At 61.1% G+C, this 26,817-nt stretch carries 28 protein-coding genes; 18 read left to right on the top strand and 10 right to left on the bottom strand.

All coding sequences use genetic code 11. The annotated features are described in order from the left end of the window. From BZK31_RS20545 to exaC, 3 genes are all read right to left on the bottom strand, one after another. On the bottom strand, positions 1–269 hold a 269-nt coding region (locus tag BZK31_RS20545), incomplete at its 3' end, for an ethanolamine ammonia-lyase light chain EutC (RefSeq protein WP_208617217.1). Beyond that, positions 266–1,660: an ethanolamine ammonia-lyase subunit EutB gene (locus BZK31_RS20540; protein WP_083184942.1), complete on the bottom strand. Its 1,395-nt coding sequence runs from the start codon at positions 1,658–1,660 to the stop codon at positions 266–268. The genes BZK31_RS20545 and BZK31_RS20540, both read right to left, overlap by 4 nt. Before the next feature lie 331 nt (positions 1,661–1,991). Then, positions 1,992–3,512, bottom strand: coding sequence for an acetaldehyde dehydrogenase ExaC (gene exaC, locus BZK31_RS20535; RefSeq protein WP_083184940.1), 1,521 nt, complete (start codon positions 3,510–3,512; stop codon positions 1,992–1,994). Between the two features lie 226 nt (positions 3,513–3,738). Here exaC and mpl point away from each other — a divergent pair, with 226 nt between their 5' ends. From mpl to BZK31_RS20520, 3 genes are read left to right on the top strand one after another with little or no spacing between them, the layout of a single operon-like run. Further along, the gene (gene mpl, locus BZK31_RS20530; protein WP_083184939.1) at positions 3,739–5,088 is read left to right on the top strand and encodes a UDP-N-acetylmuramate:L-alanyl-gamma-D-glutamyl-meso-diaminopimelate ligase; all 1,350 of its coding nucleotides are present in this window, start codon (positions 3,739–3,741) and stop codon (positions 5,086–5,088) included. Further along, the gene (ubiX, locus tag BZK31_RS20525) at positions 5,085–5,714 is read left to right on the top strand and encodes a flavin prenyltransferase UbiX (RefSeq protein ID WP_083184938.1); all 630 of its coding nucleotides are present in this window, start codon (positions 5,085–5,087) and stop codon (positions 5,712–5,714) included. The genes mpl and ubiX overlap by 4 nt, the downstream gene beginning before the upstream one ends. Next, positions 5,707–5,991: a YceK/YidQ family lipoprotein gene (locus BZK31_RS20520; RefSeq protein WP_083184946.1), complete on the top strand. Its 285-nt coding sequence runs from the start codon at positions 5,707–5,709 to the stop codon at positions 5,989–5,991. Before ubiX ends, BZK31_RS20520 begins: the two co-directional genes overlap by 8 nt. A gap of 65 nt (positions 5,992–6,056) precedes the next feature. Here BZK31_RS20520 and BZK31_RS20515 read toward each other — a convergent pair whose 3' ends face one another. The 3 genes from BZK31_RS20515 to BZK31_RS20505 form a co-directional block, all read right to left on the bottom strand. After that, positions 6,057–6,698: an oxidoreductase gene (locus BZK31_RS20515; protein ID WP_083184936.1), complete on the bottom strand. Its 642-nt coding sequence runs from the start codon at positions 6,696–6,698 to the stop codon at positions 6,057–6,059. A 27-nt stretch (positions 6,699–6,725) separates the two neighbouring features. Beyond that, complete coding sequence (locus BZK31_RS20510) at positions 6,726–8,450, bottom strand: C13 family peptidase (protein ID WP_083184935.1); 1,725 nt, start codon at positions 8,448–8,450, stop codon at positions 6,726–6,728. Positions 8,451–8,588: 138 nt separating this feature from the next. Further along, the gene (locus tag BZK31_RS20505) at positions 8,589–9,044 is read right to left on the bottom strand and encodes a MaoC family dehydratase (RefSeq protein WP_083184933.1); all 456 of its coding nucleotides are present in this window, start codon (positions 9,042–9,044) and stop codon (positions 8,589–8,591) included. A 204-nt stretch (positions 9,045–9,248) separates the two neighbouring features. On the opposite strand from BZK31_RS20505, the gene BZK31_RS20500 reads away from it, so the two are divergent. Genes BZK31_RS20500 through BZK31_RS20490 form a run of 3 tightly spaced genes read left to right on the top strand, consistent with a single transcriptional unit; the run spans position 9,249 to position 10,925 of the window. Beyond that, a complete protein-coding gene (locus BZK31_RS20500) occupies positions 9,249–9,611 on the top strand; it encodes a CidA/LrgA family protein (protein WP_083184931.1) in 363 nt (120 codons plus the stop codon). Positions 9,612–9,613: 2 nt separating this feature from the next. Next, positions 9,614–10,324 carry an LrgB family protein gene (locus BZK31_RS20495; protein WP_208617218.1) on the top strand — a complete coding sequence of 237 codons (711 nt, stop codon included), beginning with the start codon at positions 9,614–9,616 and terminating at the stop codon, positions 10,322–10,324. Positions 10,325–10,334: 10 nt separating this feature from the next. Further along, positions 10,335–10,925: an LON peptidase substrate-binding domain-containing protein gene (locus BZK31_RS20490; protein ID WP_083184927.1), complete on the top strand. Its 591-nt coding sequence runs from the start codon at positions 10,335–10,337 to the stop codon at positions 10,923–10,925. A 100-nt stretch (positions 10,926–11,025) separates the two neighbouring features. On the opposite strand, the gene BZK31_RS20485 is transcribed toward BZK31_RS20490, so the two are convergent. Together BZK31_RS20485 and BZK31_RS20480 are read right to left on the bottom strand one after the other, a co-directional pair. After that, positions 11,026–12,342: a bifunctional DedA family/phosphatase PAP2 family protein gene (locus BZK31_RS20485; RefSeq protein WP_083184924.1), complete on the bottom strand. Its 1,317-nt coding sequence runs from the start codon at positions 12,340–12,342 to the stop codon at positions 11,026–11,028. Between the two features lie 3 nt (positions 12,343–12,345). Further along, positions 12,346–13,017 carry a DNA-3-methyladenine glycosylase gene (locus tag BZK31_RS20480; RefSeq protein ID WP_083184944.1) on the bottom strand — a complete coding sequence of 224 codons (672 nt, stop codon included), beginning with the start codon at positions 13,015–13,017 and terminating at the stop codon, positions 12,346–12,348. Positions 13,018–13,288: 271 nt separating this feature from the next. Between BZK31_RS20480 and BZK31_RS20475 the strand changes: the two genes are divergently transcribed. From BZK31_RS20475 to lipA, 12 genes are all read left to right on the top strand, one after another. Further along, positions 13,289–14,554: a glutamate-5-semialdehyde dehydrogenase gene (locus BZK31_RS20475; protein WP_083184922.1), complete on the top strand. Its 1,266-nt coding sequence runs from the start codon at positions 13,289–13,291 to the stop codon at positions 14,552–14,554. A gap of 22 nt (positions 14,555–14,576) precedes the next feature. After that, the gene (gene nadD, locus BZK31_RS20470; RefSeq protein WP_167378067.1) at positions 14,577–15,236 is read left to right on the top strand and encodes a nicotinate-nucleotide adenylyltransferase; all 660 of its coding nucleotides are present in this window, start codon (positions 14,577–14,579) and stop codon (positions 15,234–15,236) included. Positions 15,237–15,297: 61 nt separating this feature from the next. Beyond that, a complete protein-coding gene (gene rsfS, locus BZK31_RS20465; protein WP_083184919.1) occupies positions 15,298–15,684 on the top strand; it encodes a ribosome silencing factor in 387 nt (128 codons plus the stop codon). 9 nt (positions 15,685–15,693) lie between these two features. Next, positions 15,694–16,161 (top strand): 23S rRNA (pseudouridine(1915)-N(3))-methyltransferase RlmH, encoded by a 468-nt coding sequence (gene rlmH, locus BZK31_RS20460; RefSeq protein WP_003313894.1) that lies wholly within the window; start codon positions 15,694–15,696, stop codon positions 16,159–16,161. A gap of 28 nt (positions 16,162–16,189) precedes the next feature. Next, positions 16,190–18,085 (top strand): penicillin-binding protein 2, encoded by a 1,896-nt coding sequence (gene mrdA / locus BZK31_RS20455; RefSeq protein WP_083184917.1) that lies wholly within the window; start codon positions 16,190–16,192, stop codon positions 18,083–18,085. A gap of 31 nt (positions 18,086–18,116) precedes the next feature. Continuing rightward, the gene (gene rodA, locus BZK31_RS20450) at positions 18,117–19,220 is read left to right on the top strand and encodes a rod shape-determining protein RodA (protein WP_167378066.1); all 1,104 of its coding nucleotides are present in this window, start codon (positions 18,117–18,119) and stop codon (positions 19,218–19,220) included. 5 nt (positions 19,221–19,225) lie between these two features. Then, a complete protein-coding gene (gene mltB, locus BZK31_RS20445) occupies positions 19,226–20,245 on the top strand; it encodes a lytic murein transglycosylase B (RefSeq protein WP_415639681.1) in 1,020 nt (339 codons plus the stop codon). Next, positions 20,245–21,270 carry a septal ring lytic transglycosylase RlpA family protein gene (locus tag BZK31_RS20440; protein WP_083184912.1) on the top strand — a complete coding sequence of 342 codons (1,026 nt, stop codon included), beginning with the start codon at positions 20,245–20,247 and terminating at the stop codon, positions 21,268–21,270. Before mltB ends, BZK31_RS20440 begins: the two co-directional genes overlap by 1 nt. Before the next feature lie 244 nt (positions 21,271–21,514). Then, positions 21,515–22,675, top strand: a complete 1,161-nt coding sequence (locus BZK31_RS20435) for a D-alanyl-D-alanine carboxypeptidase family protein (RefSeq protein WP_083184910.1) — start codon at positions 21,515–21,517, stop codon at positions 22,673–22,675. 94 nt (positions 22,676–22,769) lie between these two features. Next, positions 22,770–23,045, top strand: coding sequence for a DUF493 domain-containing protein (locus BZK31_RS20430; protein WP_083184908.1), 276 nt, complete (start codon positions 22,770–22,772; stop codon positions 23,043–23,045). Next, positions 23,045–23,701 carry a lipoyl(octanoyl) transferase LipB gene (gene lipB, locus BZK31_RS20425; protein WP_083184906.1) on the top strand — a complete coding sequence of 219 codons (657 nt, stop codon included), beginning with the start codon at positions 23,045–23,047 and terminating at the stop codon, positions 23,699–23,701. Before BZK31_RS20430 ends, lipB begins: the two co-directional genes overlap by 1 nt. After that, positions 23,694–24,701, top strand: coding sequence for a lipoyl synthase (gene lipA / locus BZK31_RS20420; protein ID WP_083184904.1), 1,008 nt, complete (start codon positions 23,694–23,696; stop codon positions 24,699–24,701). Before lipB ends, lipA begins: the two co-directional genes overlap by 8 nt. 304 nt (positions 24,702–25,005) lie before the next feature. Here the strand turns inward: lipA and tnpC are convergent, their stop codons facing one another. Beyond that, on the bottom strand, positions 25,006–26,550 hold the full coding sequence (tnpC, locus tag BZK31_RS20415) for an IS66 family transposase (protein ID WP_083184902.1): 1,545 nt from the start codon (positions 26,548–26,550) through the stop codon (positions 25,006–25,008). 18 nt (positions 26,551–26,568) lie between these two features. Further along, positions 26,569–26,817, bottom strand: a 249-nt coding sequence (gene tnpB / locus BZK31_RS20410; RefSeq protein ID WP_083184900.1) for an IS66 family insertion sequence element accessory protein TnpB, incomplete at its 5' end; no start/stop codon positions are given.

Raw genomic sequence — 26,817 nt, 5'->3', positions numbered from 1 at the left:
GTTGCGGCGCTGTGCAACAACAGGGTTTCGCGGCCTTTTTTTGCCAGTTGAGCGCTGATGCCCTGGTGATCGAACGCCAGGTGCACGGCATCGCGTGCCTGAGCGTGGGCGAACTGGAAATCCAGTTGTGCTGAGGTCGGGAGGCTGGTGCCGGTGCGGCCAAGCGCGATGCGCGCGGGTGTCAGGCGGCGCAGTTCCAGCCAGGGGTTGGCCGGTGTGGTGTGCGGTTTCGGTTCGGTCGGTTGTTCGTTCATGGGCTGCTCACTCATGCCAGATGCGCCAGAGCGTGACGGAACGCGGGCGGCAGGCTGTCACCAAAGCGCACGCGCCCGTCGGCCTGGGTAAAGATGCCCATTTTCTCCAGCCAGGCCTCGTACTCGGGAGCCGGACGCAGGCCCAGGCTTTGTCGGGCATAGAGGGCATCGTGGAAGGAGGTGGTCTGATAATTGAGCATGATGTCATCGGAGCCGGGGATGCCCATGATGAAGTTGATCCCGGCGACGCCCAGCAGCGTCAGCAGCGTGTCCATGTCGTCCTGATCGGCTTCGGCATGGTTGGTGTAGCAGATGTCGCAGCCCATCGGCACACCCAGCAGCTTGCCGCAGAAGTGGTCTTCGAGTCCGGCGCGGATGATCTGCTTGCCGTTGTACAGATACTCCGGGCCAATGAAGCCGACCACGGTGTTGACCAGAAACGGGTTGAAGTGGCGAGCGACGGCGTAGGCGCGGGTTTCACAGGTTTGCTGATCGACCCCATGATGGGCGTTGGCCGACAGCGCGCTGCCTTGTCCGGTCTCGAAATACATCAGGTTCTGCCCGAGCGTGCCGCGATTGAGACTCAGGCCGGCTTCATAGCCCTCCTGCAACAACTGCAGATTGATGCCGAAGCTGGCGTTGGCGGCTTCGGTGCCGGTGATCGACTGGAACACCAGATCCACCGGCACGCCGCGGTTGATCACGTCAATGGAGGTCGTGACGTGGGTCAGCACGCAGGATTGGGTCGGAATCTCGTAGCGCTGCACGATAGCGTCGAGCATTTCCAGCAGCGCGATGATGGACGAGGTGCTGTCAGTGGCCGGGTTGATGCCGATCATGGCGTCGCCGTTGCCGTATAGCAGACCGTCCAGCACGCTGGCCGCGATGCCTGAAGGGTCATCGGTCGGGTGATTGGGCTGCAGGCGGGTCGACAGTCGGCCGCGCAGGCCGATGGTGTTGCGAAAGCGGGGAACGACGCGAATCTTCTGCGCGACCAGCACCAGATCCTGCACCCGCATGATCTTGGACACGGCCGCGACCATTTCCGGTGTCAGGCCCGGAGAAAGCGCCCGCAAGCTGCCTTCGTCAGCCTGATCGCTGAGCAGCCAGTCGCGAAACCCGCCGACCGTCAGGTGGCTGACGGGGGCGAAAGCGAGTGTGTCGTGGGTGTCGATGATCAGGCGCGTGACTTCGTCGTCTTCGTAGGGAATCAGTGCTTCTTCGAGAAAATGCTTGAGTGGGATGTTCGCCAATGCCATCTGCGCTGCGACGCGTTCGCCGTCATTCTGCGCCGCGACTTCGGCCAGAAAATCGCCGGAGCGCGCCGGGCTGGCCTTGGCCATGACTTCTTTGAGGCTGTCGAAGCGATACGTCTGCGCGCCGACAGAATGAGAAAAACTCGCCATACAGATTCTCCATGACGTCCCGCTGCTCGCGGCGGACGTGGTCTTTCGGCCGAACCGGTGACGTCCCGGTTCAAACGACTGTGGGAAGCGATGTAAGCAATTAATACTCCATCCTGAGGATGAGTGCGAGTTTGCGGGGTATTGCGGGAGCGGCTGGAAGCGCGTGCGTTACGCCGGGGCATGGCTCGGCGGGCGGGTGCACGGCGTTGGTGCGTTCGCGCGCATGTCCTTGAGCGGGCGGAACGCCGCCCGGTTCGCCCACGCACGTGCGCTCATCCATTCGGCGTTCCGGGACAGTGAGCGCAGTGCGTGGCCGAGATCGATCAGTTGATCAGAAGAACCCCAGCGGATTTGTGTCGTAGCTCACCAGCAGGTTTTTGGTTTGCTGGTAGTGCTCGAGCGCGATCTTGTGGGTTTCGCGACCGACGCCGGATTTCTTGTAGCCGCCGAACGCCGCGTGCGCCGGGTACAGGTGGTAGCAGTTGGTCCAGACCCGACCGGCCTTGATTGCCCGGCCCACGCGGTAGGCGCGGTTGATATCGCGGGTCCAGAGGCCTGCGCCCAGGCCAAACTCGGTGTCGTTGGCGATGGCCACGGCTTCGGCTTCGTCCTTGAAGGTCGTGACGCTGACCACCGGACCGAAGATCTCTTCCTGAAACACGCGCATCTTGTTGTTGCCCTTGAGCAGCGTCGGCTGGATGTAATAGCCGGTGGACAGGTCACCTTCGAGCTTCTCGACCTTGCCGCCGGTCAGCAGCTCGGCGCCTTCATCCTTGGCGATGTCAAGGTACGAGAGAATCTTGTCGAACTGCTGCTCGGACGCCTGAGCGCCGACCATGGTGTCGGTGTCCAGCGGGTCGCCACGCTTGATCTGCTCGACCTTGCGCATCACCGCTTCCATGAACTGTGGATAAATCGATTCCTGTACCAGCGCGCGGGACGGGCAGGTGCAGACTTCGCCCTGGTTGAAGAACGCCAGCACCAGACCTTCGGCGGCTTTTTCAATGAACTCCGGCTCGGCGCCCATGATGTCTTCGAAGAAGATGTTCGGCGATTTGCCGCCCAGTTCCACGGTGGACGGGATGATGTTGTCCGCCGCCAGTTTCATGATGTGCGAGCCGACCGGGGTCGAGCCGGTAAAGGCAATCTTGGCGATGCGCTTGCTGCTGGCGAGCGCTTCGCCCGCTTCACGGCCATAGCCTTGGACGATGTTCAGCACGCCGGCTGGCAGCAGGTCGCCGATCAGTTCGACCAGCACGCTGATGCCCAGCGGTGTCTGCTCGGCCGGCTTGAGCACGATGCAGTTGCCCGCTGCCAGCGCCGGCGCGAGTTTCCAGGCGGCCATCAGGATCGGGAAGTTCCACGGGATGATTTGCCCGACCACGCCCAGCGGTTCATGGATGTGATAGGCCACGGTGTTGCCGTCGATTTCGGCGGCGCTGCCTTCCTGAGCGCGCAACACGCCCGCGAAGTAGCGGAAGTGGTCGGCAGCCAGCGGGATGTCAGCGTTGAGGGTTTCGCGAATCGCCTTGCCGTTGTCCCAGGTTTCAGTGATGGCCAGGGTTTCCAGATTGGCTTCGATGCGGTCGGCGATTTTCAACAGGACCAGCGAGCGGGCCTGCACCGAGGTCGAACCCCAGGAGGCGGCAGCTGCGTGGGCGGCATCGAGCGCCTTGTCGATGTCTTCGGCGGTGGAGCGGGGGAATTCGGCGATGGCCTTGCCGGTGACCGGCGAAGTGTTGGTGAAATACTGACCTTTGACCGGAGCGACGAATTCGCCGCCGATGTAGTTACCGTAGCGTTCCTTGAAGTTGACGATGGCGCCTTCGGTACCGGGATGAGCGTAACGCATGGTATGTCTCCTGGTTCTTGTTGTGAGGAAGTCTGTATCGATTCAGCTTTCGAACATCGGGCAGCAGGTATTCAAGAGTAGGCTATTTGCTGCCGCTTCGGGACCTGAACTTTAGCCTCATGTCCGCGGCCCGGTTAAGTCTTTTGCCGAGCCGTTTCCCGACAAACTCAGGGTGCCATTTCACCGCCCCTACGTTAACCTGCGCGCACGTTCTGAGAGGTTGGTCATGCATATTCATATCCTTGGTATCTGCGGCACGTTCATGGGGTCGCTGGCGGTGCTCGCCAAAGAGTCGGGGCATCGGGTCACCGGCTCCGACGCCAACGTCTATCCGCCCATGAGTACGCAGCTGGAAGCCCAGGGTATCGAGTTGACCCAGGGCTACGACCCGGCGCAGCTCGATCCTGTGCCGGATCTGATCGTCATCGGTAATGCCCTGTCGCGTGGCAATCCTGCGGTCGAGCATGTCCTGAATAAAGGGTTGCCGTATGTGTCTGGCCCGCAGTGGCTGGCGGACCACGTGCTGCAAGGTCGCTGGGTGCTGGCTGTGGCGGGCACCCACGGCAAGACCACCACCAGCAGCATGCTGGCCTGGGTGCTCGAGCACGCGGGCATGAGCCCTGGTTTTCTGATTGGCGGCGTTCCGCAGAATTTCTCGGTGTCCGCACGGCTGGGGGATACGCCGTTCTTCGTGGTTGAAGCCGACGAGTACGACAGCGCCTTTTTCGACAAGCGCTCCAAGTTCGTCCATTACCGCCCGCGCACCGCGATTTTGAACAACCTTGAATTCGACCACGCGGACATCTTTCCCGACCTGCCCGCCATCGAGCGGCAGTTCCACCATCTGGTGCGCACCATACCGAGCGAAGGCCTGGTGATTCATCCAGCCACCGAACCGGCTTTGTCGCGGGTGATCGGGATGGGTTGCTGGACCCCGGTGCAGACGACAGGACAAGGCGGCCAATGGCAGGCGCGTCTGTTGAGCGAAGACGGCTCGCGCTTCGAAGTGCTGTTCGAGGGCCAGGTGCAGGGCACGGTCGAGTGGGACATGACCGGTCAACACAACGTGGCCAATGCTCTGGCGACACTGGCTGCCGCACGTCATGTGGGCGTGCTGCCCACACAGGGCGTCGAGGCGTTGAGTGCGTTCAAGAGCGTCAAGCGTCGCATGGAGAAGGTTGCTGACGTCCATGGCATCACGATCTATGACGACTTCGCCCACCATCCGACCGCGATCGCGACCACGCTTGATGGTTTGCGCAAGAGGGTCGGCGATGCGCCGATCATTGCCGTCATCGAGCCGCGCTCCAACTCCATGAAGCTTGGCGCGCACCGCGACGGCCTGCCGGAAAGCGTGCAGCAGGCCGATCAGGTGGTTTGGTATGCACCAGCGAATCTGGGTTGGGATCTGGGCGCGACAGCCGCCGAGTGCAAGGTGCCAGCGGTGGTCTGTGACTCACTGGAGGCTATCATTGCGCGGGTCAAGAGCCAGGCGCAGCCGGGCACCCACATCGTGATCATGAGCAACGGCGGTTTCGGCGGACTGCATGGCAAACTGGCCGAGGCGCTGCAATGAACGGCCCGGAACGCATTACTCTGGCCATGACCGGCGCGTCAGGTGCGCAATACGGCCTGCGCCTGTTGGATTGTCTGGTGCGGGAAGACCGGGAAGTGCATTTCCTGATCTCCAAAGCGGCGCAACTGGTGATGGCGACGGAAACCGACGTGCGCCTGCCGCCCAAACCGATGATGATGCAGGCCTTTCTCACCGAATACACCGGTGCGGCAGCGGGACAGATTCGGGTCTACGGTCGTGATGACTGGATGTCGCCAGTCGCCTCGGGGTCGGGCTCGCCGAGTGCGATGGTGGTGGTGCCGTGTTCGACCGGGACGCTGTCGGCGATTGCGACCGGGGCCTGCAACAACCTGATCGAGCGAGCCGCCGATGTGACACTCAAAGAGCGTCGCCAGTTGATTCTGGTGCCGCGTGAAGCGCCGTTTTCCAGCATTCACTTGGAAAACATGCTCAAGCTGTCGAACATGGGCGCGGTCATCCTTCCGGCGTCGCCCGGCTTTTATCACCAGCCGCAAACCATCGACGACCTTGTGGATTTCGTAGTGGCGCGGATTCTGAATCTGCTTAACGTACCGCAGGACATGCTGCCACGCTGGGGTGAACACCATGTCGGTGGCGATGAATAGGCTGCTGGTGATCGGGCTTGCGCTGGCGCTGACCGGCTGCGCCACAGCGCGTACGCTCAATGCCGCCAAGCCTGGCGCGCCGGTGGTCTATGCCGGAACGCGGCTGGACATGTACGCACTGCAGGGCGGTTGCTGCGCCAGTGATCGGTTCGGGGCCGAAGCGCCGGGCTATCCGGGGCTGGACCTGCCCGGCAGTGCGCTGCTCGACACCTTGCTGCTGCCGTTGTCGCTGCTCACTGCACTGGGCTTCGGCGTTCAGGCCACCGGCGGGCTTTAGCGCTTCGCGAGCAGGCCCGTTCCTGCGCGGATGATGCCTGCGCTGACGCGTAAGCCGTGAGGCAATTATTTCCCGAGCTTGCGCAACTCGTCCGACTCGACAATCCGCTCGCCGTCCTGCTCTTCCAGCGCCAGTCGCCACAGTGCGCGGGCCAGCTGGCAGGCTTCGATGGCGCCGTATTTACCAGGGATCAGCTTGGCGATGGGCGCGGCTAGTTGCTCGGCCCAACGGGTTTCCGGGCGGCTGCCGATCAGCAGGGAAGGGCGGGCAATGGTCAGTTGTGGCCAGTCCTGAGCGCGAAGTGCTTGTTCCATCTCACCCTTGATGCGGTTATAGAACACGCTGGATCTGGCATCGGCACCGACGGCGCTGATGACCAGCAAGTGCCGGGCACCCAGTTCGCGGGCGCGCCTGGCAAACGCCACGACCAGCTCCAGATCGACGGCCTTGAAGGCTTCTTGGGAGCCTGCCTGTTTGATGGTCGTGCCCAGGCAGCAGAACGCGATGTCCACCCGACCGCCCAAGGTCGGCAGCAGTGCGTTCAGATCGCCTACCGGGTTTTCCAGATGCGGGTGTTCTGCCAGTGGTCGGCGCGTGGGAGCCAGCACACGGCTGACGGTGGGTTCGTTGAGCAGGCGATCCAAAAGGTGTTCGCCTGTCAGGCCCGTAGCGCCTGCGAGCAGGATGTGTTGCGGCGTCAAGTACATAATGTTTCTCCCTTGATACGGATAAGCCTAGCGGCTACTCGAGGTCTTCGCTTCCGTGCGATTCAACGCCGTGTTCAGCGCGCGTTCTGCCTGATTCTTGCGCAGCAGTTGCCAGCGCGCAATGACGCCCTTGGGGGCCCAGATCTGCGGCTCTGACGCTTCGAAATTGTCTTCGATTTCGCGTTGGGCGACATAGGCCCTGGCCTCGTTGAAGGCCTGCTGCAAGTCATCGGTTTCGACCAGTGCCTTGCCAAATAGTGCATCGCCAAAATAGGTGAAGTCCGCCTCTTCCGAACAGCCGAATGAAACACGGTCGGCGCGGGAGGCGGTCATGACGACCGTGCGCTCGTCTTTAAGGTCGGGGATGAATCCGCCTGAATAACAGGCTGAGATCACCACCACCTTGTCGCGGTTTTTCAGCGGTGCGAGGGCGGCGGCCAGCGCGTCGGCAGGCAGGTCGGCCAGTGACAGGCGCGGCTGGTCCAGCACCAGCTCATGGTCCTGCGTGCCGTGGCTGGTCAGGTAAATGAACACCAGATCTTCAGGGCCGGTGCGCTGGGCCAGCGTCTGCACGGCGCGGGTGATGCTCTCGCGTGTGGCCATCGGCCGGTCATCCATGTGGTCACGATGATTGACCAGGCTGACCTGTCCGACGGCTCCGAAGCGTGAAGCCAGCAGATTGCTGACATAGTCCGCTTCGCGCAGAAAAACACTCTGCTTGCCGTCGCCCGCGACGACCAGGCTGTAGAGCTGCGGCGCTGATGTCGAGGCGGGCACCGCGGCCAACGCCTTGTCCAGCAATGCGCCTTGAGCGAGCAGACCGGTTTCCAGTTCATCCGGCAGTAATTTGCCCTTGGCATCGCGGATCCGTTGACCATTGGCCCAGATACCGCGCTGCACCGTACCGTCGGCAGCGGTCAGCACGCCTTCGCCCTGATAGGTGTCATCGGCGAACTGGCCGACATAATGACTGCCATCGGCCAGACGCAGGCTGCCTTGCCCTGCGAAGCGCCAGTTGTCGAAGTCACCCTGATAACGGCTGCCATCGGAACCGATCAGCTCGCCCTTGCCGGTCAGCGCGCCTTCCTTGAAATCGCCGCTCCAGACGTCACCGTCGCTGTTTTCATAGCGACCCTGGCCGTCGAGCTGATTGTTGCGAAAGCTGCCGACGTACTGGTCGCCGTCCGCGCTGGTGAAGTTGCCGTTGCCTTGCAACTGGCCGTTGACGAACGTGCCGCTGTACTGATTGCCGCTGGCGTCACTGCGAACGCCTTCGCCATTGGGTTTGCCGGCAGCGAACTGGCCCTGATACTGACTGCCGTCCTCCAGTTCCAGTCGGCCCGGTCCGTCATACAGCCCGGCCTTGAATTGTCCACGGTACAGCAGACCCTTGTCTTTCTGGGTGCCTTCACCGTCACGTTTTCCCATCTTGAAAGCGCCGACGTAACTGCCGCCGCTGGTGGTCAGCTTGCCCTGGCCACTGAACATGCCCTGTTCGAAGCCACCTTTATAAACGTCGCCATTGCTGGCGTGCCATTCGCCGCTCCCCTGCCTCAGCCCATGATCGAACTGGCCCTGATACCAACTGCCATCGGGATAATCGATCCGGCCCTGGCCCTGCAACAGGCCATCGACCAGATCGCCACGGTAGCGTCCGCCATCCGCAAGGCGGCCGTCAGGGGGCAGCAGTGATTCGCCATCACCGCAACCTGCGATCAAGAGTGTCAAAGCCAGTGGGGCAAGCGCGCGCATGTGAGATCCCAAAAGAGTGATTCAGGATTGAGCGTGGCTCTGCTGGTGCAGATGTTATGTCTCAACCGTCGGCGAGTATGCCGCAGTGAGTAACGGAGACGAAACAGTCTGTTACGACTGTTTCGTTTTTCAGACGTGTTACACGAAGCACATCGACAACGGCTCGGCCACGAAAGCCGGTTTTTCCTGACCTTCGATCTCCATTGTGGTGGTTGCCTTGAGCAGCCACTGGCCAGGTTTCTTCTCGGTTGCGTCGGTCAGTTCAACCTTCAGCCGGACCCGGGAGTTGACCAGCACTGGCTGAATGAAGCGCACGCTGTCCAGCCCGTAGTTGATTACCATCTTCATGCCTTCAGGCAGAACCAGCAGATCGCCCATTAATTGCGGGATCAGCGACAGCGAAAGAAAGCCATGCGCGATGGTCGCCCCGAAGGGCGTCTGTGCGGCCTTGACCGGGTCGACGTGAATGAACTGAAAATCCCCTGTCGCTTCGGCGAACAGGTTGATGCGTTCCTGGTCGATGGTCAGCCATTCGGAACATCCCAGTTCCTTGCCGATGTAGTGCTTGAGCTCTGTAACCGGTACAAAAGGCATTTCACTCTCCTTGTCATTTGATGGTGTCGCGTGATGCCGATGCCCGCGCAGCTCATCGCCTGCGGGCGAACCCCTAGATCAGCAGAGGGATACACGTTGGTCAAGCGGCGTCATGAGTGCGAATACCTGCTCATAGCCTGAGGCGCGTCGTGTTTATAATGCGGCCGTGAATTCGCCGGATCTGTCTACTGTGCTGGAGTGCTCATGTTGTTACGGGGTTTGACATGGCTGGTGCTGTTTCAATTGCTGGGGACGGCACTCAACCATCTGTTTCTATCTATATTGCCGGGGCCGATCATTGGTCTGGTGTTGCTGATGGCTTTTCTGATGCTGCGCGGTGAAGTGAGCGAGCCCATCAGTATGGCGGCGAGCAGCCTGTTACGTTATCTGCCGCTGTTGCTGGTGCCGCCAGCCGTTGGCGTGATGGTGTATGCCGCAGCCATCGCCGAGGATTTCTGGGCGATTTTCGGCACGCTGTCCCTGTCGCTGATGATTTCCCTGACGTTCGTCGGCTGGTTGATGCAAAAGCTCATCGAATTTCAGAATCGCCGTCGGGAGCCCTCATGAGTCTGGACTGGCACGGCGCATGGATGTCGGTGATCCATCATCCGCTGTTCGGCATTGCCATCACGCTGGGTGCCTATCAACTGGCGATGGCCGCCTATGAAAGGACCCGCTGGCTGTTTCTGCAGCCGGTGCTGATTTCCATGCTGGTGGTCATTGGTATTCTGCTCACCTGTGGCCTGGACTACAGCGAGTACCGTAAAAGCACTGAAATACTCGGTATTCTGCTGGGCCCGGCGACCGTTGCGCTGGCGGTGCCGCTTTATCTGAATCTGCGCCGGATTCGTCAGTTGTTCTGGCCGACCTTGACTACGCTGGTGATTGGCGGCGTTTTTGCCACGGGACTCTGCGTGGGGTTGGGGCTGCTGTTCGGTGCCGATCACATGATTCTGATGACCATGGCTCCGAAGTCGGTGACCTCACCTATCGCCATGCTGGTCGCGGAACAGATGGGCGGCGTCGCGGCGCTGGCAGCGGTGTTCGTATTGATTACCGGTGTTTTCGGTGCGATTTTCGGTCCCGGCCTGTTGTCGCTGGCGGGTGTCGAGAACCATGCGGCCCGAGGCATGGCGCTGGGCCTGACGGCGCATGCGGTGGGGACTTCCGTCGCGCTGCAGGAAGGCGAGGAAGCGGGGGCTTTCGCTGCATTGGCGATGAGCCTGATGGGGGTTGCGACGGCAGTGTTTCTGCCGTTGGCGATGTCGTTGGTCGTTTGAGGGGCTTTTTATGACGTTGCCTTTGTTTCCATTGAATGCTGTGCTGTTTCCCGGATGCATACTCGACCTGCAACTGTTCGAGGCGCGTTACCTGGACATGATCGGTCGCTGCATGAAGCAGGGCGCCGGGTTCGGCGTCGTGTGCATCACCGAGGGCAGCGAAACCGGCCCGGTCCCCGGCAGTTACTCGCTGATCGGTTGCGAGGCACTGGTTCAAGACTTTCAGCAGCAGGACAACGGTCTGCTGGGGATCCGCGTGGTCGGCGGACGGCGCTTCCGGGTGGTCGGTGCAGAGGTTCAGCGCGACCACTTGCTGGTGGCGGACGTGGAGTGGCTGGACGAACCCGAGGAGCGCCCGTTGCAGGAAGAGGACGCCGATCTGGTCGCGCTGCTTGAAGCGCTGGCCGAGCACCCGATGGTCGCCTCGCTGAACATGGGCGTCAGCGCCACCGGGCAGCAATCACTGTCCAACCAGCTCGCGTACCTGCTGCCGTTTACCGAGGAAGACAAGATCGAGTTGCTGGAGATCGACGACCCGGAAGAGCGCCTGGATGCGATTCAGGAACTGCTGGATGAAATGCAGGGCGACCTGCAGGCCTGACAGCAAAAGCCTGAGTGTCCGACCATGACACTCTGCGTGACATTCAGGCCTGGGTGTGCGGATTCAGTGGACCCGGAGCCGCACTCCGGCTCCGTCCCCATCAATACTGATAACGCAACACTGCGTGCGACAAGGCGTTGACCGCGAAGGTGCCGAGCAGCGCGGTCAGGGCCGGGATAATCAGCCACCAGACCTTGGGTGACATGGCTGGCAACGGCTCGTTGCGCTGGATGATCGCAAGGCTGGCGGCGCAAATGCAGAACGCCAGCAGCATGCCCGCCAGAATGTCCGTCGGCCAGTGCACACCCAGATACACCCGTGACAGGGCGATCGCCAGCGCCGGAATCCCGAACACCAGCAGCCAGGTCAGGCGCAGGCGCACCGGCTGGCCGCGTCCGGCGAGCACCGCCAGCGTCATGAACAGCGCGAACGCCGCCGAACTGTGTCCGCTTGGCATGCTGTACGTGGTCAGCGGATCGAGCAGCACTTCGGGGCGTGCCCTGGCAAAAAACGCTTTCAGCGTACCGTTCGCCACCGCCGTGCCCAGTGTCGTGGCCAGCGCGAACGCGGCGTGGCGCCACTGTCTGGCGATCAGCAGAACAATGATCAGCAGGGCGGCGGCGAGCAATTGCGCCTTGAAGTCGCCAATGCTGGTGACCAGCACCACGATGTGTTGAGCCGTTTCGCTGCGGTGCTCCTGGACCAGCGTCATCAGTCCGTTGTCGAAGTCCGTCAGGTACGGCCAGCCGATGAACAGCGCCGCCACCAGCGCAAGGCTGATCAGCGAAATGACCTTGGTCGCATAGCGTTTCTGGCGAATGCTGCTCTGGATGCTCAGCCCGAACAGCAACGCCAGGCCGACGCCAACAAAGGCCGCTTCGGTCCAGAAGCCTTCCGGCAGCGGCAGCCGGATCGCCGCGCCTGCCGCCCAGCCGGGCATCAGGTACACAATCGACCAGCCTGCGGCGGCGATCACACTGACAACGGCAAAGCGGGGGAACGGCATGTCGCACATGCCCGCGATCATCGGCAGCATCGGGCGCAACGGGCCGATGAAGCGTCCGACCAGCAGGCTGGCAATGCCATATTTATGGAAATAAGACTCGGCACCGGTCATCCATTCCGGGTGCGTACGCAGCCCAGGCAGCTGACGGATGCGCTGATGGAAGCGGCGTCCGATGAAGTACGACACCGCATCGCCCAGCAACCCGCCCAGAAAACCCAGCAGCAATACTTCGCTCAACGGCAAGATGCCGCTGCCCGCCAGCGCGGCAATGGCAAACATGACCACCGTGCCCGGCACGACGATTCCGACAATCGCGACGCATTCCACGAACGCCACCAGGAAAATCGCGACGGCGACCCAGGAAGGGTTTGCCGTGAGCCAGCCGGTCATGCCATTGAGCAATTCGCCCATGGGTCAGTTTCCTTGATCGAGAATGAAGTAGTCGCGGCCTTCGACCTGACCGCGTCTGAGAGGGTTCCGTGTGCAGAAACGTGCGTAATCGGCATCCACGAATCGATACATCAGGTGTTCGTCGCGACCCTGCGGAATGCCCAGTCGCGTGGTTTGAATGATGCGTCCGGGCGTCTGCCCGACCTCCTCGACCAACAGTTTGAGTGGGTCGAAGCGTTTGGCGTCCCACATCGGGACTTTCAGACCCAGCGCCTTGCACAGCAGCGTCTGGCCGGCGCACAGCCGTTGCGGCGGGCGAATGGCACCGCTGGCGTCGGGGTTGTTCAACTGCATCTGCGCCAGGGCGTTTTCGTCGCTGACCGTATCGGTCCAGGGATAGGCTGATTTGATCAGCACCGCATTGCCCGGACCCTCGGCGCTGAAGTTCAGCGAGTCGCCGCCCCGTGCGTAGTACATATAAATGTGCCCGCCATCGAGGAACAGCGCTTTGCGTTTCTCGGTATAGCCGAGCGAGGCGTGGCTGCCTTTTTCGGCGCAATAGTAGGCTTCGGTTTCGATGATGCGGGCGGCGAGCCAGAGCTCACCGACCTTGTGCCGAATCACTTTGCCCAGCAGGTCGCGCGCCAGATGCTGGGCATCGCGATGGAAAAAACTGTCGGGAAGGGCTGAGGGCATGGATGGGCAACTGAAAACCGGAAGCTGCCGATAATAACAAGCGCAGCTTGAATTGCAGCTGAATGTGTCATGGCGGCAAATTTTGTTGTTTCTGAAAATGACCGGGCCGGTGCATGCGTGACGCGGCCATGGCTGCGTCACGACCACGCTTTGCGTCGAGCGTTGCAGAAAACTGCGCACTGTTATCGACCATCCGCCTGTCTGCGCTGTCGTTCGGGCGGCACGACAGCTATAATCGGCCGCTTTCCTCTCTGCCAAGACCTCTGAGACCATGACTGAGTCCGTTCTTGACTACATGACCCGCCTGGGTCGCGCCGCCCGCGAAGCGTCGCGAGTGATCGGCCGTGCCAGCACCGCGCAGAAAAACCGCGCCCTGCTGGCCACTGCTGCCGCGCTCGATGAAGCCCGTGCCGAGTTGTCCGCCGCCAACGCGCAGGATCTGGCCAATGGTCAGGCCAATGGGCTTGAGCCGGCCATGCTGGAACGTCTGGCCCTGACCCCCGCACGCATCGACAGCATGATCGTCGGGTTGCGTCAGGTCGCCAGTCTCCCGGATCCAGTGGGCGCCATCCGCGACATGAGCTATCGGCCGTCAGGTATTCAGGTAGGCAAGATGCGCGTGCCGCTGGGCGTTGTCGGCATCATCTACGAGTCGCGTCCGAACGTGACCATCGATGCGGCCAGTCTGTGCCTGAAGTCGGGTAACGCGACCATTCTGCGTGGCGGTTCCGAAGCCATTCATTCCAACCGTGCGATTGCCGCGTGCATCGAACGTGGTCTGGCTGCGGCCGAACTGCCAGCCGCCGTGGTGCAGGTGGTGGAGACGACCGACCGTGCTGCGGTCGGCGCGCTGATCACCATGCCCGAATACGTCGACGTCATCGTGCCGCGTGGCGGCAAGGGGTTGATCGAGCGTGTCAGCCGTGACGCCCGCGTGCCGGTCATCAAGCATCTGGACGGCATCTGCCACGTCTATGTCAGTGCCCACGCCGACCTGGCCAAGGCGCAGAAGATCGCGTTCAACGCCAAGACCTACCGTTACGGTATCTGTGGTGCGATGGAAACCCTGCTGGTCGACCAAACGGTCGCGGCCGATTTCCTGCCGCCGATGGCTGCCCGGTTTCGCGAAAAAGGCGTCGAGCTGCGTGGTTGCGAGCGCACCCGTGAGCTGATCGAGGTCAACCCGGCGACCGAAGAAGACTGGCACACCGAGTACCTGGCGGCGATCCTGTCGATTCGCATCGTGACCGGTCTGGACGACGCCATCGAGCACATCAACCACTACGGTTCGCATCACAGCGACGCTATTGTCTCGGAACATCAGGGGCAGGTTCGCCGCTTCATGGCCGAAGTCGACTCCAGTTCGGTCATGGTCAATGCGCCGACCTGCTTCGCCGATGGCTTCGAATACGGCCTGGGTGCCGAGATCGGCATTTCTACTGATAAGCTGCACGCCCGTGGACCGGTCGGCCTGGAAGGGCTGACCTGCGAGAAATACATTGTGATCGGTGACGGTCAACTGCGCGGACAAGCCTGACTTGAGCGAGCCCATGACGACGCTGCCCAGACGTATCGGCATGCTTGGGGGCACGTTCGATCCGGTTCATATCGGCCACTTGCGTGGTGCGCTCGAAGTGGCCGAACTGCTGGAACTCGATGAGTTGCGCCTGACGCCCAGCGCCAGGCCACCGCATCGCGACATGCCGAGTGTCACGGCCGAGGACCGTCTGGCGATGGTCCGTTGTGCAGTGCAGGGCGTGTCACCGCTCACAGTCGATGACCGGGAGCTGAAACGGGACAAACCGTCGTACACCCTCGACACCCTGGAATCGATGCGCGCAGAACTGGCGCCTCGGGATCAGTTGTTTCTGTTGCTGGGTTGGGATGCCTTTTGCGGGCTGCCGACCTGGCACCGGTGGGAAGAATTGCTGGAGCACTGCCATATCGTGGTGCTGCAACGCCCGGACGCGGACAGCGAGTCGCCGGATGCCATGCGCAATCTGCTGGCGGCGCGCGCGGTCAGCGATCCCAAGGCCCTGAAAGGGCCGGGCGGCAACATTACATTCGTCTGGCAGACGCCTTTATCGGTGTCTGCCACCCAGATCCGTCAACTGCTGGCCAGCGGTAAGTCGGTACGTTTTCTGGTGCCAGACGCGGTACTGGCCTATATCGATGTGCACGGGCTTTACCGTGCGCCGAACACTGATGGGTCGCCCTGAAACTGCTTTCATCGATAAGCGTTTGGGCGCTCCCACACATACGAGTTGAATGAGTTTTTATATGACAAAGCAAAAAATGAGCAGTGAAGAAGTCGTAGCCGTGGCAACGGCTGCACTGGAAGACGTGAAAGGCGCGGACATCCTGGCCATCGACGTGCGCGAGAAGACCAGCATCGCCGACTACATGCTGATCTGCACCGGTACCTCGAACCGTCAGTTGAACGCACTGGTCGATAGCGTTCGCGAGAAGGTCAAGGCTGCCGGCCTGATGCCGTTGAGCGAAGAAGGCAAGGGCGACAGCGACTGGGTGCTGCTGGACCTGGGTGACGTCGTGGTGCACGTGATGACCGCTGCTGCCCGCCAGTTCTATGACCTGGAGCGTCTGTGGCAGGGTGCCGAACAAAGCCGTGCCGCCAGCGCTGCACACCACACCCCGGGTAACGAATAAGGCATTATCGTGCGTTTGCGTCTGATCGCCGTTGGTTCGCGCATGCCCAAGTGGGTGGAAGAGGGTTGGCACGAGTACGCCAAGCGGATGCCATCCGAGCTTGCGCTCGAACTGGTGGAAATCCCGCTCAACACCCGTGGCAAGAACGCCGATGTCGCTCGCTTCATCCGTCAGGAAGGCGAAGCGATGCTGGCCAAGGTGCAGCCGGGCGAGCGCATTGTCACGCTGGAAGTGCAGGGCAAACCGTGGAGTACCGAGCAGTTGGCGGTCGAACTCGATCGCTGGCGCCTGGATGCGCGCACGGTCAATCTGATGGTGGGTGGTCCCGAGGGGCTGGCACCGGAGGTCTGTGCCCGCAGCGAGCAACGCTGGTCGTTGTCGCCGTTGACCTTGCCGCATCCGCTGGTGCGCATCCTGATCGGTGAGCAGATGTATCGCGCCTGGACAGTCCTGTCCGGGCACCCTTATCACAAGTAGCATCGCTTTTACTGTGAATACGGCCTAAATGTCTCAACCGATCCGCCTCAAAGACCACGAGAAAGACGCACGCCTGGTGCGCGGCAGGGTCGTGTTCGGTGCAGTGGCGGTCATGTTGCTGGTGTGCGTGCTGATTGCCCGCCTGTATTTTCTGCAGGTCATTCAGTACGACTACCACTCGACGCTTTCGGAAAACAACCGTGTTCACGTCCAGCCAATCCCGCCGAGCCGTGGCCTGATCTACGACCGCAACGGCGTGGTGGTGGCGGACAACCGGCCCAGCTTCAGCCTGTCGGTCACCCGTGAGCGTTCCGGCGACTGGTCTGCCGTGCTGGATACCATCGTCGAAATCCTGCAGCTCACCCCTGATGACCGCGTGATCTTTGAAAAGCGCATGAAGCAGGGGCGGCGGCCCTTCGAGCCGGTGCCGATCCTGTTCGAGCTGACCGAAGAGCAGATTGCGCTGATTGCGGTCAACCAGTTCCGCCTGCCGGGCGTTGAAGTGGTGGCGCAGTTGGTCCGGCACTATCCGCAGGGCCCGCACTTCGCGCATTCGGTCGGCTACATGGGGCGGATCAACGAGAAAGAGCTCAAGAGTCTCGACCCGGTCAACTACAGCGGCACCCACCACATAGGCAAGACCGGCATCGAGCGTTTCTATGAGCCCGAACTGCACGGTCAGGTGGGTTACGAGGAAGTCGAGACCAATGCCCGTGGCCGCGTGTTGCGCGTGCTCAAACGCACCGACCCGATTCCCGGCAAGGACATCGTCCTGAGTCTGGACATCAACCTGCAAGAGGCTGCCGAAGCTGCGCTGGGCGGGCGTCGTGGTGCGGTGGTGGCGCTGGATCCGAAGACCGGTGAAGTGCTGGCGATGGTCAGTGCGCCGAGCTTCGACCCGAATCTGTTCGTGACCGGCATCAGCTTCAAGGCCTACGCCGAGTTACGCGATTCCATTGATCGGCCGCTGTTCAACCGCATCCTGCGCGGGCTTTATCCGCCGGGTTCGACCATCAAGCCTGCGGTGGCCATCGCCGGTCTGGACGCCGGTGTCGTGACACCAGGCTCACGTGTGTTCGACCCGGGCTTCTACCAACTGCCCAATTACGATCACAAATACCGCAACTGGAACCGCACCGGTGACGGCTGGGTCGACCTGGACACGGCAATCATGCGTTCCAACGACACCTATTTCTATGACCTGGCCCACAAGCTGGGCATCGATCGGCTGTCCAGCTACATGAACAAGTTTGGCATCGGCCAGAAAGTGTCGCTGGACATGTTCGAAGAGTCGGCGGGTCTGATGCCGTCGCGGGACTGGAAGCGTGCGACCCGGCGGCAGGCCTGGTTCCCGGGCGAGACGCTGATTCTCGGGATCGGCCAGGGCTACATGCAGGCCACGCCGCTGCAACTGGCACAGGCGACTGCGCTGGTAGCCAACAAGGGCGTGTGGAACCGGCCGCATCTGGCCCGGACTATCGAAGGCAAGCCGCCGGTGGATGAAAACCCGATGCCGGACATCATCCTGCGCGACCCGGCCAACTGGGCCAGGGTCAACCACGGCATGCAGGAAGTGATGCACGGTGCGCGCGGTACAGCGCGTAAAGCTGCCATCGGTGCGCAATATCGCATTGCGGGCAAGAGCGGTACCGCGCAGGTCGTGGCGATCAAGCAGGGCGAAAAGTACGACCGCACCAAGGTTCAGGAGCGCCACCGCGACCATGCCCTGTTCGTTGGTTTTGCGCCCGCCGACAACCCGAAGATCGTTGTCGCAGTGATGGTGGAGAACGGCGAGTCCGGCTCCGGCGTTGCTGCACCCGTCGTGCGTCAGGTGATGGATGCCTGGCTGCTCGACGAGAATGGCCTGCTCAAGCCTGAGTACGCCGGTTCCCAGAATCTGGAGGCTGCGGCCCGTGAAGAGTAATTTCGACCGCATCCTGTCCAGTGAAGACGTGATGCGCCGTCGCGCCACCTTTCTGCAGCGCATTCATATTGATGGGCCGTTGCTGATTTTGCTGTTGACCCTGGCGGCTGGCAGCCTGTTCGTCCTGTATTCGGCCAGCGGCAAGAACTGGGACCTGCTGATCAAGCAGGCGAGTTCGTTCGGCATCGGTCTGGTGGCGATGGTGATCATCGCCCAGCTCGAACCCCGGTTCATGGCGCGCTGGGTGCCGGTTCTGTATGTGCTTGGCGTGTTGTTGCTGGTGGTGGTGGACGTGATGGGCCATAACGCCATGGGTGCGACCCGCTGGATCAACATTCCCGGCGTCATCCGTTTTCAGCCCTCGGAATTTCTCAAGATCATCATGCCGGCGACCATCGCCTGGTACCTGTCCAAGCGCACCTTGCCGCCGCACCTCAAACATGTGGTGGTGAGCCTGGCGCTGATCGGCGTGCCGTTCATTCTGATCGTGCGCCAGCCGGACCTGGGGACGTCGCTGCTGATCCTGGCGTCCGGCGCATTCGTGCTGTTCATGGCCGGTCTGCGCTGGCGCTGGATCATCAGCGTTCTGGCTGCTGCCGTACCGGCGGCCGTTGCCATGTGGTTTTTCTTCATGCACGACTACCAGAAGCAGCGCGTGCTGACCTTCCTCGACCCCGAAAGCGACCCGCTGGGCACCGGCTGGAACATCATCCAGTCCAAGGCCGCTATCGGTTCGGGCGGCGTGTTCGGCAAGGGCTGGCTGCTGGGCACCCAGTCGCACCTGGACTTTCTGCCGGAAAGCCACACCGACTTCATCATTGCGGTACTGGGTGAAGAGTTCGGGTTGGTGGGGATCTGCGCGCTGCTGATCATCTATATGCTGCTGATCGGCCGTGGGCTGGTCATCACCGCGCAGGCGCAGACGCTGTTCGGAAAATTGCTCGCCGGTGCGCTGACCATGACGTTTTTTGTTTACGTTTTCGTCAACATCGGTATGGTCAGTGGCCTGCTGCCAGTTGTGGGTGTCCCGCTGCCCTTCATTAGTTACGGCGGAACTTCGCTCGTGACCCTACTGTCAGCGTTTGGGGTTTTGATGTCGATCCATACGCATCGTAAATGGATCGCTCAGGTTTGATTAAGGTGAACAACTCAATGCAAGCAATGCGTAACTGGGCTCGATATGCTCCGGTGGTCGGCCTGGTGGGCATCCTTGGATCGGTGCAGGAAGCATTTGCCGGGGATTACGATGGCTCGCCGCAAGTGGCCGAGTTCGTTGGCGAGATGACGCGTGATCACGGTTTTGCCGGTGAGCAGTTGATGGGGCTGTTCCGGGAGGTCGAGCGCAAGCAGCCGATTCTCGATGCCATTTCCCGTCCTGCCGAGCGCATCAAGCAGTGGAAGGACTACCGGCCGATGTTCATCACCGATGCGCGGATCGCACGCGGTGTCGATTTCTGGCGTCAGCATGAGGCCGCGCTGGCGCGTGCCGAGCAGGAATACGGGGTGCCGGCGCAGATCATCGTGTCGATCATCGGCGTGGAGACATTCTTCGGCCGCAACACCGGCAACTACCGGGTGATCGATGCGTTGTCGACTCTGGGCTTCGATTACCCGCCCCGTGCACCGTTTTTCCGCAAGGAGTTGAGAGAGTTCCTGTTACTGGCGCGCGAACAGCAGGTCGATCCGTTGACCCTGAAAGGTTCGTACGCCGGGGCCATGGGCCTGCCGCAGTTCATGCCGAGCAGCTTTCGCGCTTATGCAGTGGATTTCGACGGCGACGGCCATATCAACATATGGACCGATCCGGACGATGCCATCGGCAGTGTGGCGAGCTACTTCAAGCGGCATGGCTGGGTGGGCGGTCAGCCGGTCGTCAGCCGTGCGGACGCACGAGGCGACCGTGTCGATGAAGGTTTGAGCCCTGCGCTCGATCCAGTCATGTCGGTCGGGGAGTTGCGAGGGTTGGGCTGGGCGAGTCATGATGCGCTGCGCGACGACATGCCGGTGACGGCGTTCCGTCTTGAGGGCGACAATGGCCCCGAATACTGGATGGGTTTGAACAATTTTTATGCAATTACCCGTTATAACCGCAGTGTGATGTACGCCATGGCCGTGTATCAGCTGTCTGAATCGTTGGTTCAAGCTCGAGGCGTCAAGTAATGCGGGCATTGCCGATTCGTACACCATTGAAGTTGTTGGTTCTGACAGGGCTGGCCGTGCTGGTCGCCAGTTGCTCTTCACCTTCGCGCACCACTCAGCAGGCGCCCAAGGGCGGCGCGGTGGTGCGTTCCATGCCCGGTCTGGACATCAACCGTGCCCACAAGGACGGCGCTCCGTGGTGGGATGTGGACGTTTCGCGCATTCCGGACGCCACGCCGACCCTGCACACCGGTCCCTATAAGGCCAATCCCTACACCGTGCTGGGCAAGACCTACTTCCCGATGAGCGAGTCCAAGCGCTACGTCGCCTCGGGCACGGCGTCCTGGTATGGCACCAAGTTCCATGGTCAGAACACCGCCAACGGCGAAGTCTACGACCTGTATGGCATGAGCGCGGCGCACAAGACCCTGCCGCTGCCCAGCTATGTCAAGGTGACCAACCTGGACAACAACCGCACGGTGATCCTGCGGGTCAATGATCGCGGGCCGTTCTATTCGGACCGCATCATCGACCTGTCGTACGCCGCTGCCAAAAAGCTTGGCTATGCCGAAACCGGCACGGCGCGGGTCAAGGTCGAAGGCATCGATCCGCAGGAATGGTGGGCCCAGCGTGGTCGTCCGGCGCCGTTGATGCTCAATCAGCCGCAAGTGGTGGCCCAGGCCACGCCGCCTGCATTGAGCACCTCGACCGGCACGGTCGAGCAGTACACACCACCGCCTCAGCAACACGCCGCTCCTGTCGTGCCGGTCCAGGTTGACGCAAAAAAAAACGCTTCAGGACAAGCCGCTGGGCTATTTCTCCAGGTCGGAGCCTTCGCGAATCCGGACGCTGCGGAGCTCCTGAGGTCGAAGCTGAGCGGGATGGTTCGAGCACCGGTTTTCGTGAGCTCGATAGCACGCAATCAGCAAACGCTTTATCGGGTCCGGATGGGACCGGTCGACACGCCGGGTGAAGCCCAGCAGTTGCAGGACAGCGTCAGGTCGGCCAACCTCGGGCAGCCGAGCGTGGTGACATCGGATCAGTAACGGATTTTTTGACAATCGCCCTCCGGCAACAGTAGGAGGGCGAGTTGCAGTTGCAGGCAGCGCTTATGGCCGATTGGCAGTCGTTGCAGGCAGTTGCTCACGAGGTCGTGTGTCGAACAGACGACTTTGTCAGCCAGGGGCTCCAGCCTGGCGCCACGAGCCGTACCGAGGCGTTCTCGCTTCGCCGGTCTGTTCAGCTTTGCCCGCAAGGGCATGTTTGCCCATTAGCATTTTCGAGAGACGGATGAACATCACCACCTTTGCAAAACGTTTGTGCCTGCTTGTACCCCTGATAATCACTCCGGCCGCCTGGGCCGCGGAACAGATGACCCCGGCCGCGCCGCAACTGGCCGCCAAGTCGTATGTGCTGATGGACGCCACCAGCGGCAACGTCCTGGTCGAGAACAATGGCGATCAGCGTCTGGCTCCAGCGAGCCTGACCAAGCTGATGACTGCGTACATCGCGACCCTGGAAATCCGCCGTGGCCAGATCGGCGAGAACGATCCGGTGACCATCAGTGAAAACGCCTGGCGCACAGGCGGTTCGCGGATGTTCATCAAGGTGGGCAGCCAGGTGACCGTCAGCGATCTGCTGCACGGCATCATCATCCAGTCGGGTAACGACGCCAGCGTCGCGATCTCCGAGCACATTGCCGGTAGCGAAGATGCGTTCGCCGACATGATGAACAAGACGGCTGGCGACCTGGGCATGACCAACAGCCACTTCATGAACCCGACCGGCCTGCCGAACCCGGAGCACTACTCGTCGGCGCACGACATGGCCAAGCTGGCGCGTGCGATCATCCACGAAGATCCGGCTCACTACGCGATCTACTCGCAGAAAGAGTTCTTCTGGAACGGCATCAAGCAGCCTAACCGTAACCTGCTGCTGTGGCGCGACAAGACCGTCGACGGTCTGAAAACCGGTCACACCGAAGAAGCGGGCTACTGCATGGTGTCTTCTGCCGTACGTGACGGCATGCGTCTGATCGCCGTGGTGTTCGGCACCAACAGCGAGCAGGCTCGCGCTGCCGAGACCCAGAAGCTGCTGACCTACGGTTTCCGCTTCTTCGAAACCCAGAACTTCTATCAGAAGGGCACCGAACTGGCCCAGGCGCCGGTCTGGAAGGGTACGACGCGTCAGGTCAAGGCCGGCCTGGCTGACGACCTGAGCATGACCATGCCTAAAGGTGACATGAAGAAGCTCACCGCCAGCATGACCATGAACCCGCAGCTGGTTGCGCCAATCGCCAAGGGCGACGTGATCGGCAAGGTTGAAGTGAAGATGGAAGACAAGGTGGTTCACACCGCTAATCTGATTGCGCTGGAACCTGTCGAGGAAGGTGGCATTTTCCGCCGCGTGTGGGATAGCATCCGCCTGTTCTTCTACGGCTTGTTCAACTGACCTTATTAGTAATCAATGCCGACCTTCTCGCGGCCTGCTCATGATCTGAGCGGGCCGTGTGTCTGTCGTCACGGCTTGTGAGACCTTTACTGCCATGACAGATACCTACGTCAAGTCGCACAAAATCGAATTCCCTTGCGTTGACTACCCGATCAAAGTGATCGGTGACACCAGCGTGGGCTTTACAGATGCCGTGATCGAAGTCTTGAGCCGACATGCCAAGATCGACATCAAGACGCTCGCCGAGCGTCAGAGCAGCAACGGCAAGTACACCACCGTACAACTGCATATCGTCGCCACGGGCGAAGACCAGTTGCGCGATATCAATAGCGCTCTGCGCGCTACGGGTGTCGTGCACATGGTGCTCTGATGGGCGACGCTCTGGGCTTTCGTGATCTGGGCTTGATCGATTACGAAACCGCCTGGCACGCCATGCAGCACTTTACCGACGTCCGCGGCAAAGACGCCGCGGACGAAGTCTGGCTGGTGCAGCATCCTCCCGTCTTTACTCAGGGGCAGTCCGGTAAGGCAGAGCATTTGCTGTTGCCGGGCAATATTCCTGTCGTACAGGTCGATCGTGGCGGCCAAGTGACTTATCATGGGCCGGGTCAACTGGTGGCCTACCTGATGCTGGATGTCAGGCGTCTCGGTTTTGGCGTGCGCGATCTGGTGACCCGGATTGAAAACACGCTGATCGCCCTGCTGGACAGTTACGGGGTGAGCGCAGCCGCCAAGGCAGATGCTCCGGGCGTGTACGTGGATGGCGCGAAGATCGCATCACTGGGTTTGCGCATTCGCAACGGTTGCTCGTTCCATGGTCTGGCGCTGAACGTCGACATGGACCTTGAACCGTTCCGCCGGATCAACCCATGTGGCTATGCGGGGCTGGCGATGACCCAGTTGAGCGACCACGCAGAGCAGATAGAATTTTCCGAGGTAAGTGCCCGACTGCGCGCGCAGCTCGTCAGACACCTCGACTACGCTGAGCAGGCGACCCTAACGGGCGGAATAAACGAATATGACTGACACCGTGCAAACCCTGATCCCGGCGCTCGACGTTTCCGAGCGCGTGGCCCGTCCGAAAGTCGAAGCCGGCGTGAAGCTGCGTGGTGCGGAAAAGGTTGCGCGCATCCCGGTCAAGATCATTCCGACCGTCGATCTGCCGAAAAAGCCTGACTGGATCCGCGTGCGCATTCCGGTTTCCCCGGAAGTGGACCGCATCAAGCAGCTGCTGCGCAAACACAAGCTGCACAGCGTCTGCGAAGAGGCGTCCTGCCCTAATCTGGGCGAATGCTTCTCCGGCGGCACTGCGACGTTCATGATCATGGGCGATATCTGCACCCGTCGCTGCCCGTTCTGTGACGTGGGCCATGGTCGCCCGAAAGCGCTGGACACCGATGAGCCGAAGAACCTGGCGGTGGCGATCGCCGACCTGCGTTTGAAGTACGTGGTGATTACCTCGGTCGACCGTGATGACCTGCGCGACGGTGGTGCTCAGCACTTTGCCGACTGCATCCGTGAAATCCGCCTGCTGTCGCCGGGTGTCCAGCTCGAAACGCTGGTGCCGGACTACCGTGGGCGCATGGACGTGGCACTGGAAATCACCGCCGCCGAGCCGCCGGATGTGTTCAACCACAACCTGGAAACCGTGCCGCGCCTGTACAAAGCCGCACGTCCTGGCTCGGACTATCAGTGGTCGCTGACCCTGCTGCAACGCTTCAAGCAGATGGTCCCGCACGTACCGACCAAATCCGGCCTGATGCTGGGTCTGGGTGAGACCGACGACGAAGTCATCGAAGTGATGCAGCGCATGCGCGAGCATGACATTGACATGCTGACGCTGGGTCAGTACCTGCAGCCTTCGCGCAACCACTTGCCGGTGCAGCGTTTCGTGCACCCCGATACCTTCGCCTGGTTCGCCGAGGAGGGGTACAAGATGGGCTTCAAGAACGTTGCGTCCGGCCCGCTGGTGCGTTCTTCGTATCACGCCGACGAGCAGGCCAAGATCGCCAAGGCAATGCTCTGACGGTACGCCGCAATGCAAAACGGGCCAGGTAGTGATACCTGGCCCGTTTTTTGTAAGCGCTCCATGAACCCCACATTCCAAGCGCTTATGTGATGCTCGATGCTGTGCTCCCGATTCTCTCAGGAGCCCGTCGCCATGATGGTATCCGCTCCACGAACCCCACATTCCAAGCAACTAACTGAAGCCCGATGCTGTGCTCCCGATTTCTTTCTGGAGCTTGCCAGCCATGATGCGCCCCGACAGCAAAGTCGAAAAAGTCGTATGCGATCCATAAACCCCACCTGCCAAACAATCGGGCAACGGTTTACCGTTGCATTTCTGGCGAGCAGTTCCATGGCAGCAGAGCTTCGTAGTCTGCTACAGACGAGGCGTGCGGCAGCCGCTCAAGTACGTGGCGCAGCCACGTATAAGGCTCCTGGCCGTTGACCTTGGCGGTCTCGACCAGGCTGTAGATCTTCGCGCTGGCACTGGCGCCATTGATGGTATCGCTGAACAGCCAGGCCTTGCGACCGATGACAAACGGCTTGATCGCTCTTTCGGCCGCGTTGTTATCGATGGGCAAGTAACCCGCTTCGACGTAGCGCTCTAGGCGGCTCCAGTTATTCGCCAGATAATGCACGGCCTTGCCCAAAGCACTTTGCGCCGTGACCTGAGGCTGGGTTTTATCCAGCCAGTCTTTCAGTTGGGTCAGGATCGGCAGGCTTTTCTCCTGTCGACCGACAAACCGCTGTTCATCGCTGACGTCCTTGAGCTCACGCTCGATGCCGTACAGTTTGTTGATCATCGTCAGCGCGATATCGGCCCGTCCGGTTTTACCCTTGGGCTGCACTTTTTGCGCGTCCACGAACTTGCGTCGTGCATGGGCCATGCACGCCAGACGCTCCACACCTGGCTGCAACGCCAATGCGTTATAGCCGGCGTAATCGTCGGTCATGACATAGCCACGGTAACTGTCCAGCAAGCGCAACGGCACGTCCTGCGCACGGCTGGACGTGTAATCAAACAGCACAACTTTTCGATCCGGTGGGCCACTGGCTTGCACCCACATCCAGGATTGACTGGTCGGGTCTCGATCCGGTTCTTTCAACACCTGGACACGGGTTTCATCGCAGTGGATGACCGGACTTTCCAGCAGTCGGTCACGCATCAAGTTGATCAGCGGCTGAAAGTGTTCGCTGCACTGGATAATCCAGCGAGCCAGCGTTTGTCGAGGGATCTTGATGCCGTGTCGGCTCAGCACACTTTCGAAGCGGTGCAGCGGCAGGCCATCGACGTATTTGGTCGTGAGCAGCATGGCCAGTACGCCTGGGCTGGCCATACTCTTTTCGATCACTTGCGCAGGTTTGTCAGCCGTGACCGGGGCGGCTTCGCAGCCCCGGCACCCGTAGACCTTGCGGATATGTTTGATGACCCGGATCTGCATCGGCACGATATCCAGTTGTTCACTGGTCTCTTCGCCGATGGCATGTCTGCGGCAACCGCAAGCACAGGTCAGTTCGTGTTCAGGCAGTTCGTGGATGACTTCGATGCGTGGCAGATCAGCCGACAGTGGCTTGCGCTTGCCGCGGCGTGGCGTCGGCGCAACGGCTTCTTCGTCAGGTGACTCAACGAGCGGCATCGGCTCGCTTTCAGGCTCATTGAACAAGGCCAGTTGCGGCGTATCGGGCTCAACGGTTTGCTCGGACTTGCGCCCAAACAGACGGTCGCGCAGCAGCTTGATCTGCTCTTTCAGGTCGACGATGTGGGTCTGATAAGCCTGGGCCGATTCCTCCTGACGATTGAGCGCCTCAAGCAGCAGTTGCTTGAGCAGAACAGGATCATCAGGAAGGTCATCGGGCAGAGAAATCATGGCCCGGATTATACCGGGTCATGCTACGTAACGCGGCGTCAAAACTTGATGAGGACGGTTGCGCCAGAGATCGAAACCGTCGAGCAGCCAGTTCAGTTCCTGGACGCTGAGGATGATCGCCTCGTCCGTGGCATCAGGCGATGTTTTGAAACGCTCGGACTCCAGGCGTTTGAGCCAAAGGCAGAAGCCGTTGCGTTCCCAATACAACACCTTGATGCGGTTACGGGCTTTGTTGAGGAAGACGAACAGTACAGGGTCGAACACAGC

It is taken from the genome of Pseudomonas floridensis (assembly GCF_002087235.1).
Classification (GTDB): Bacteria; Pseudomonadota; Gammaproteobacteria; order Pseudomonadales; family Pseudomonadaceae; genus Aquipseudomonas; species Aquipseudomonas floridensis.
Note: the sequence above shows the minus strand (reverse complement) of the source record. Positions and strands in the feature narration are given on the sequence as shown.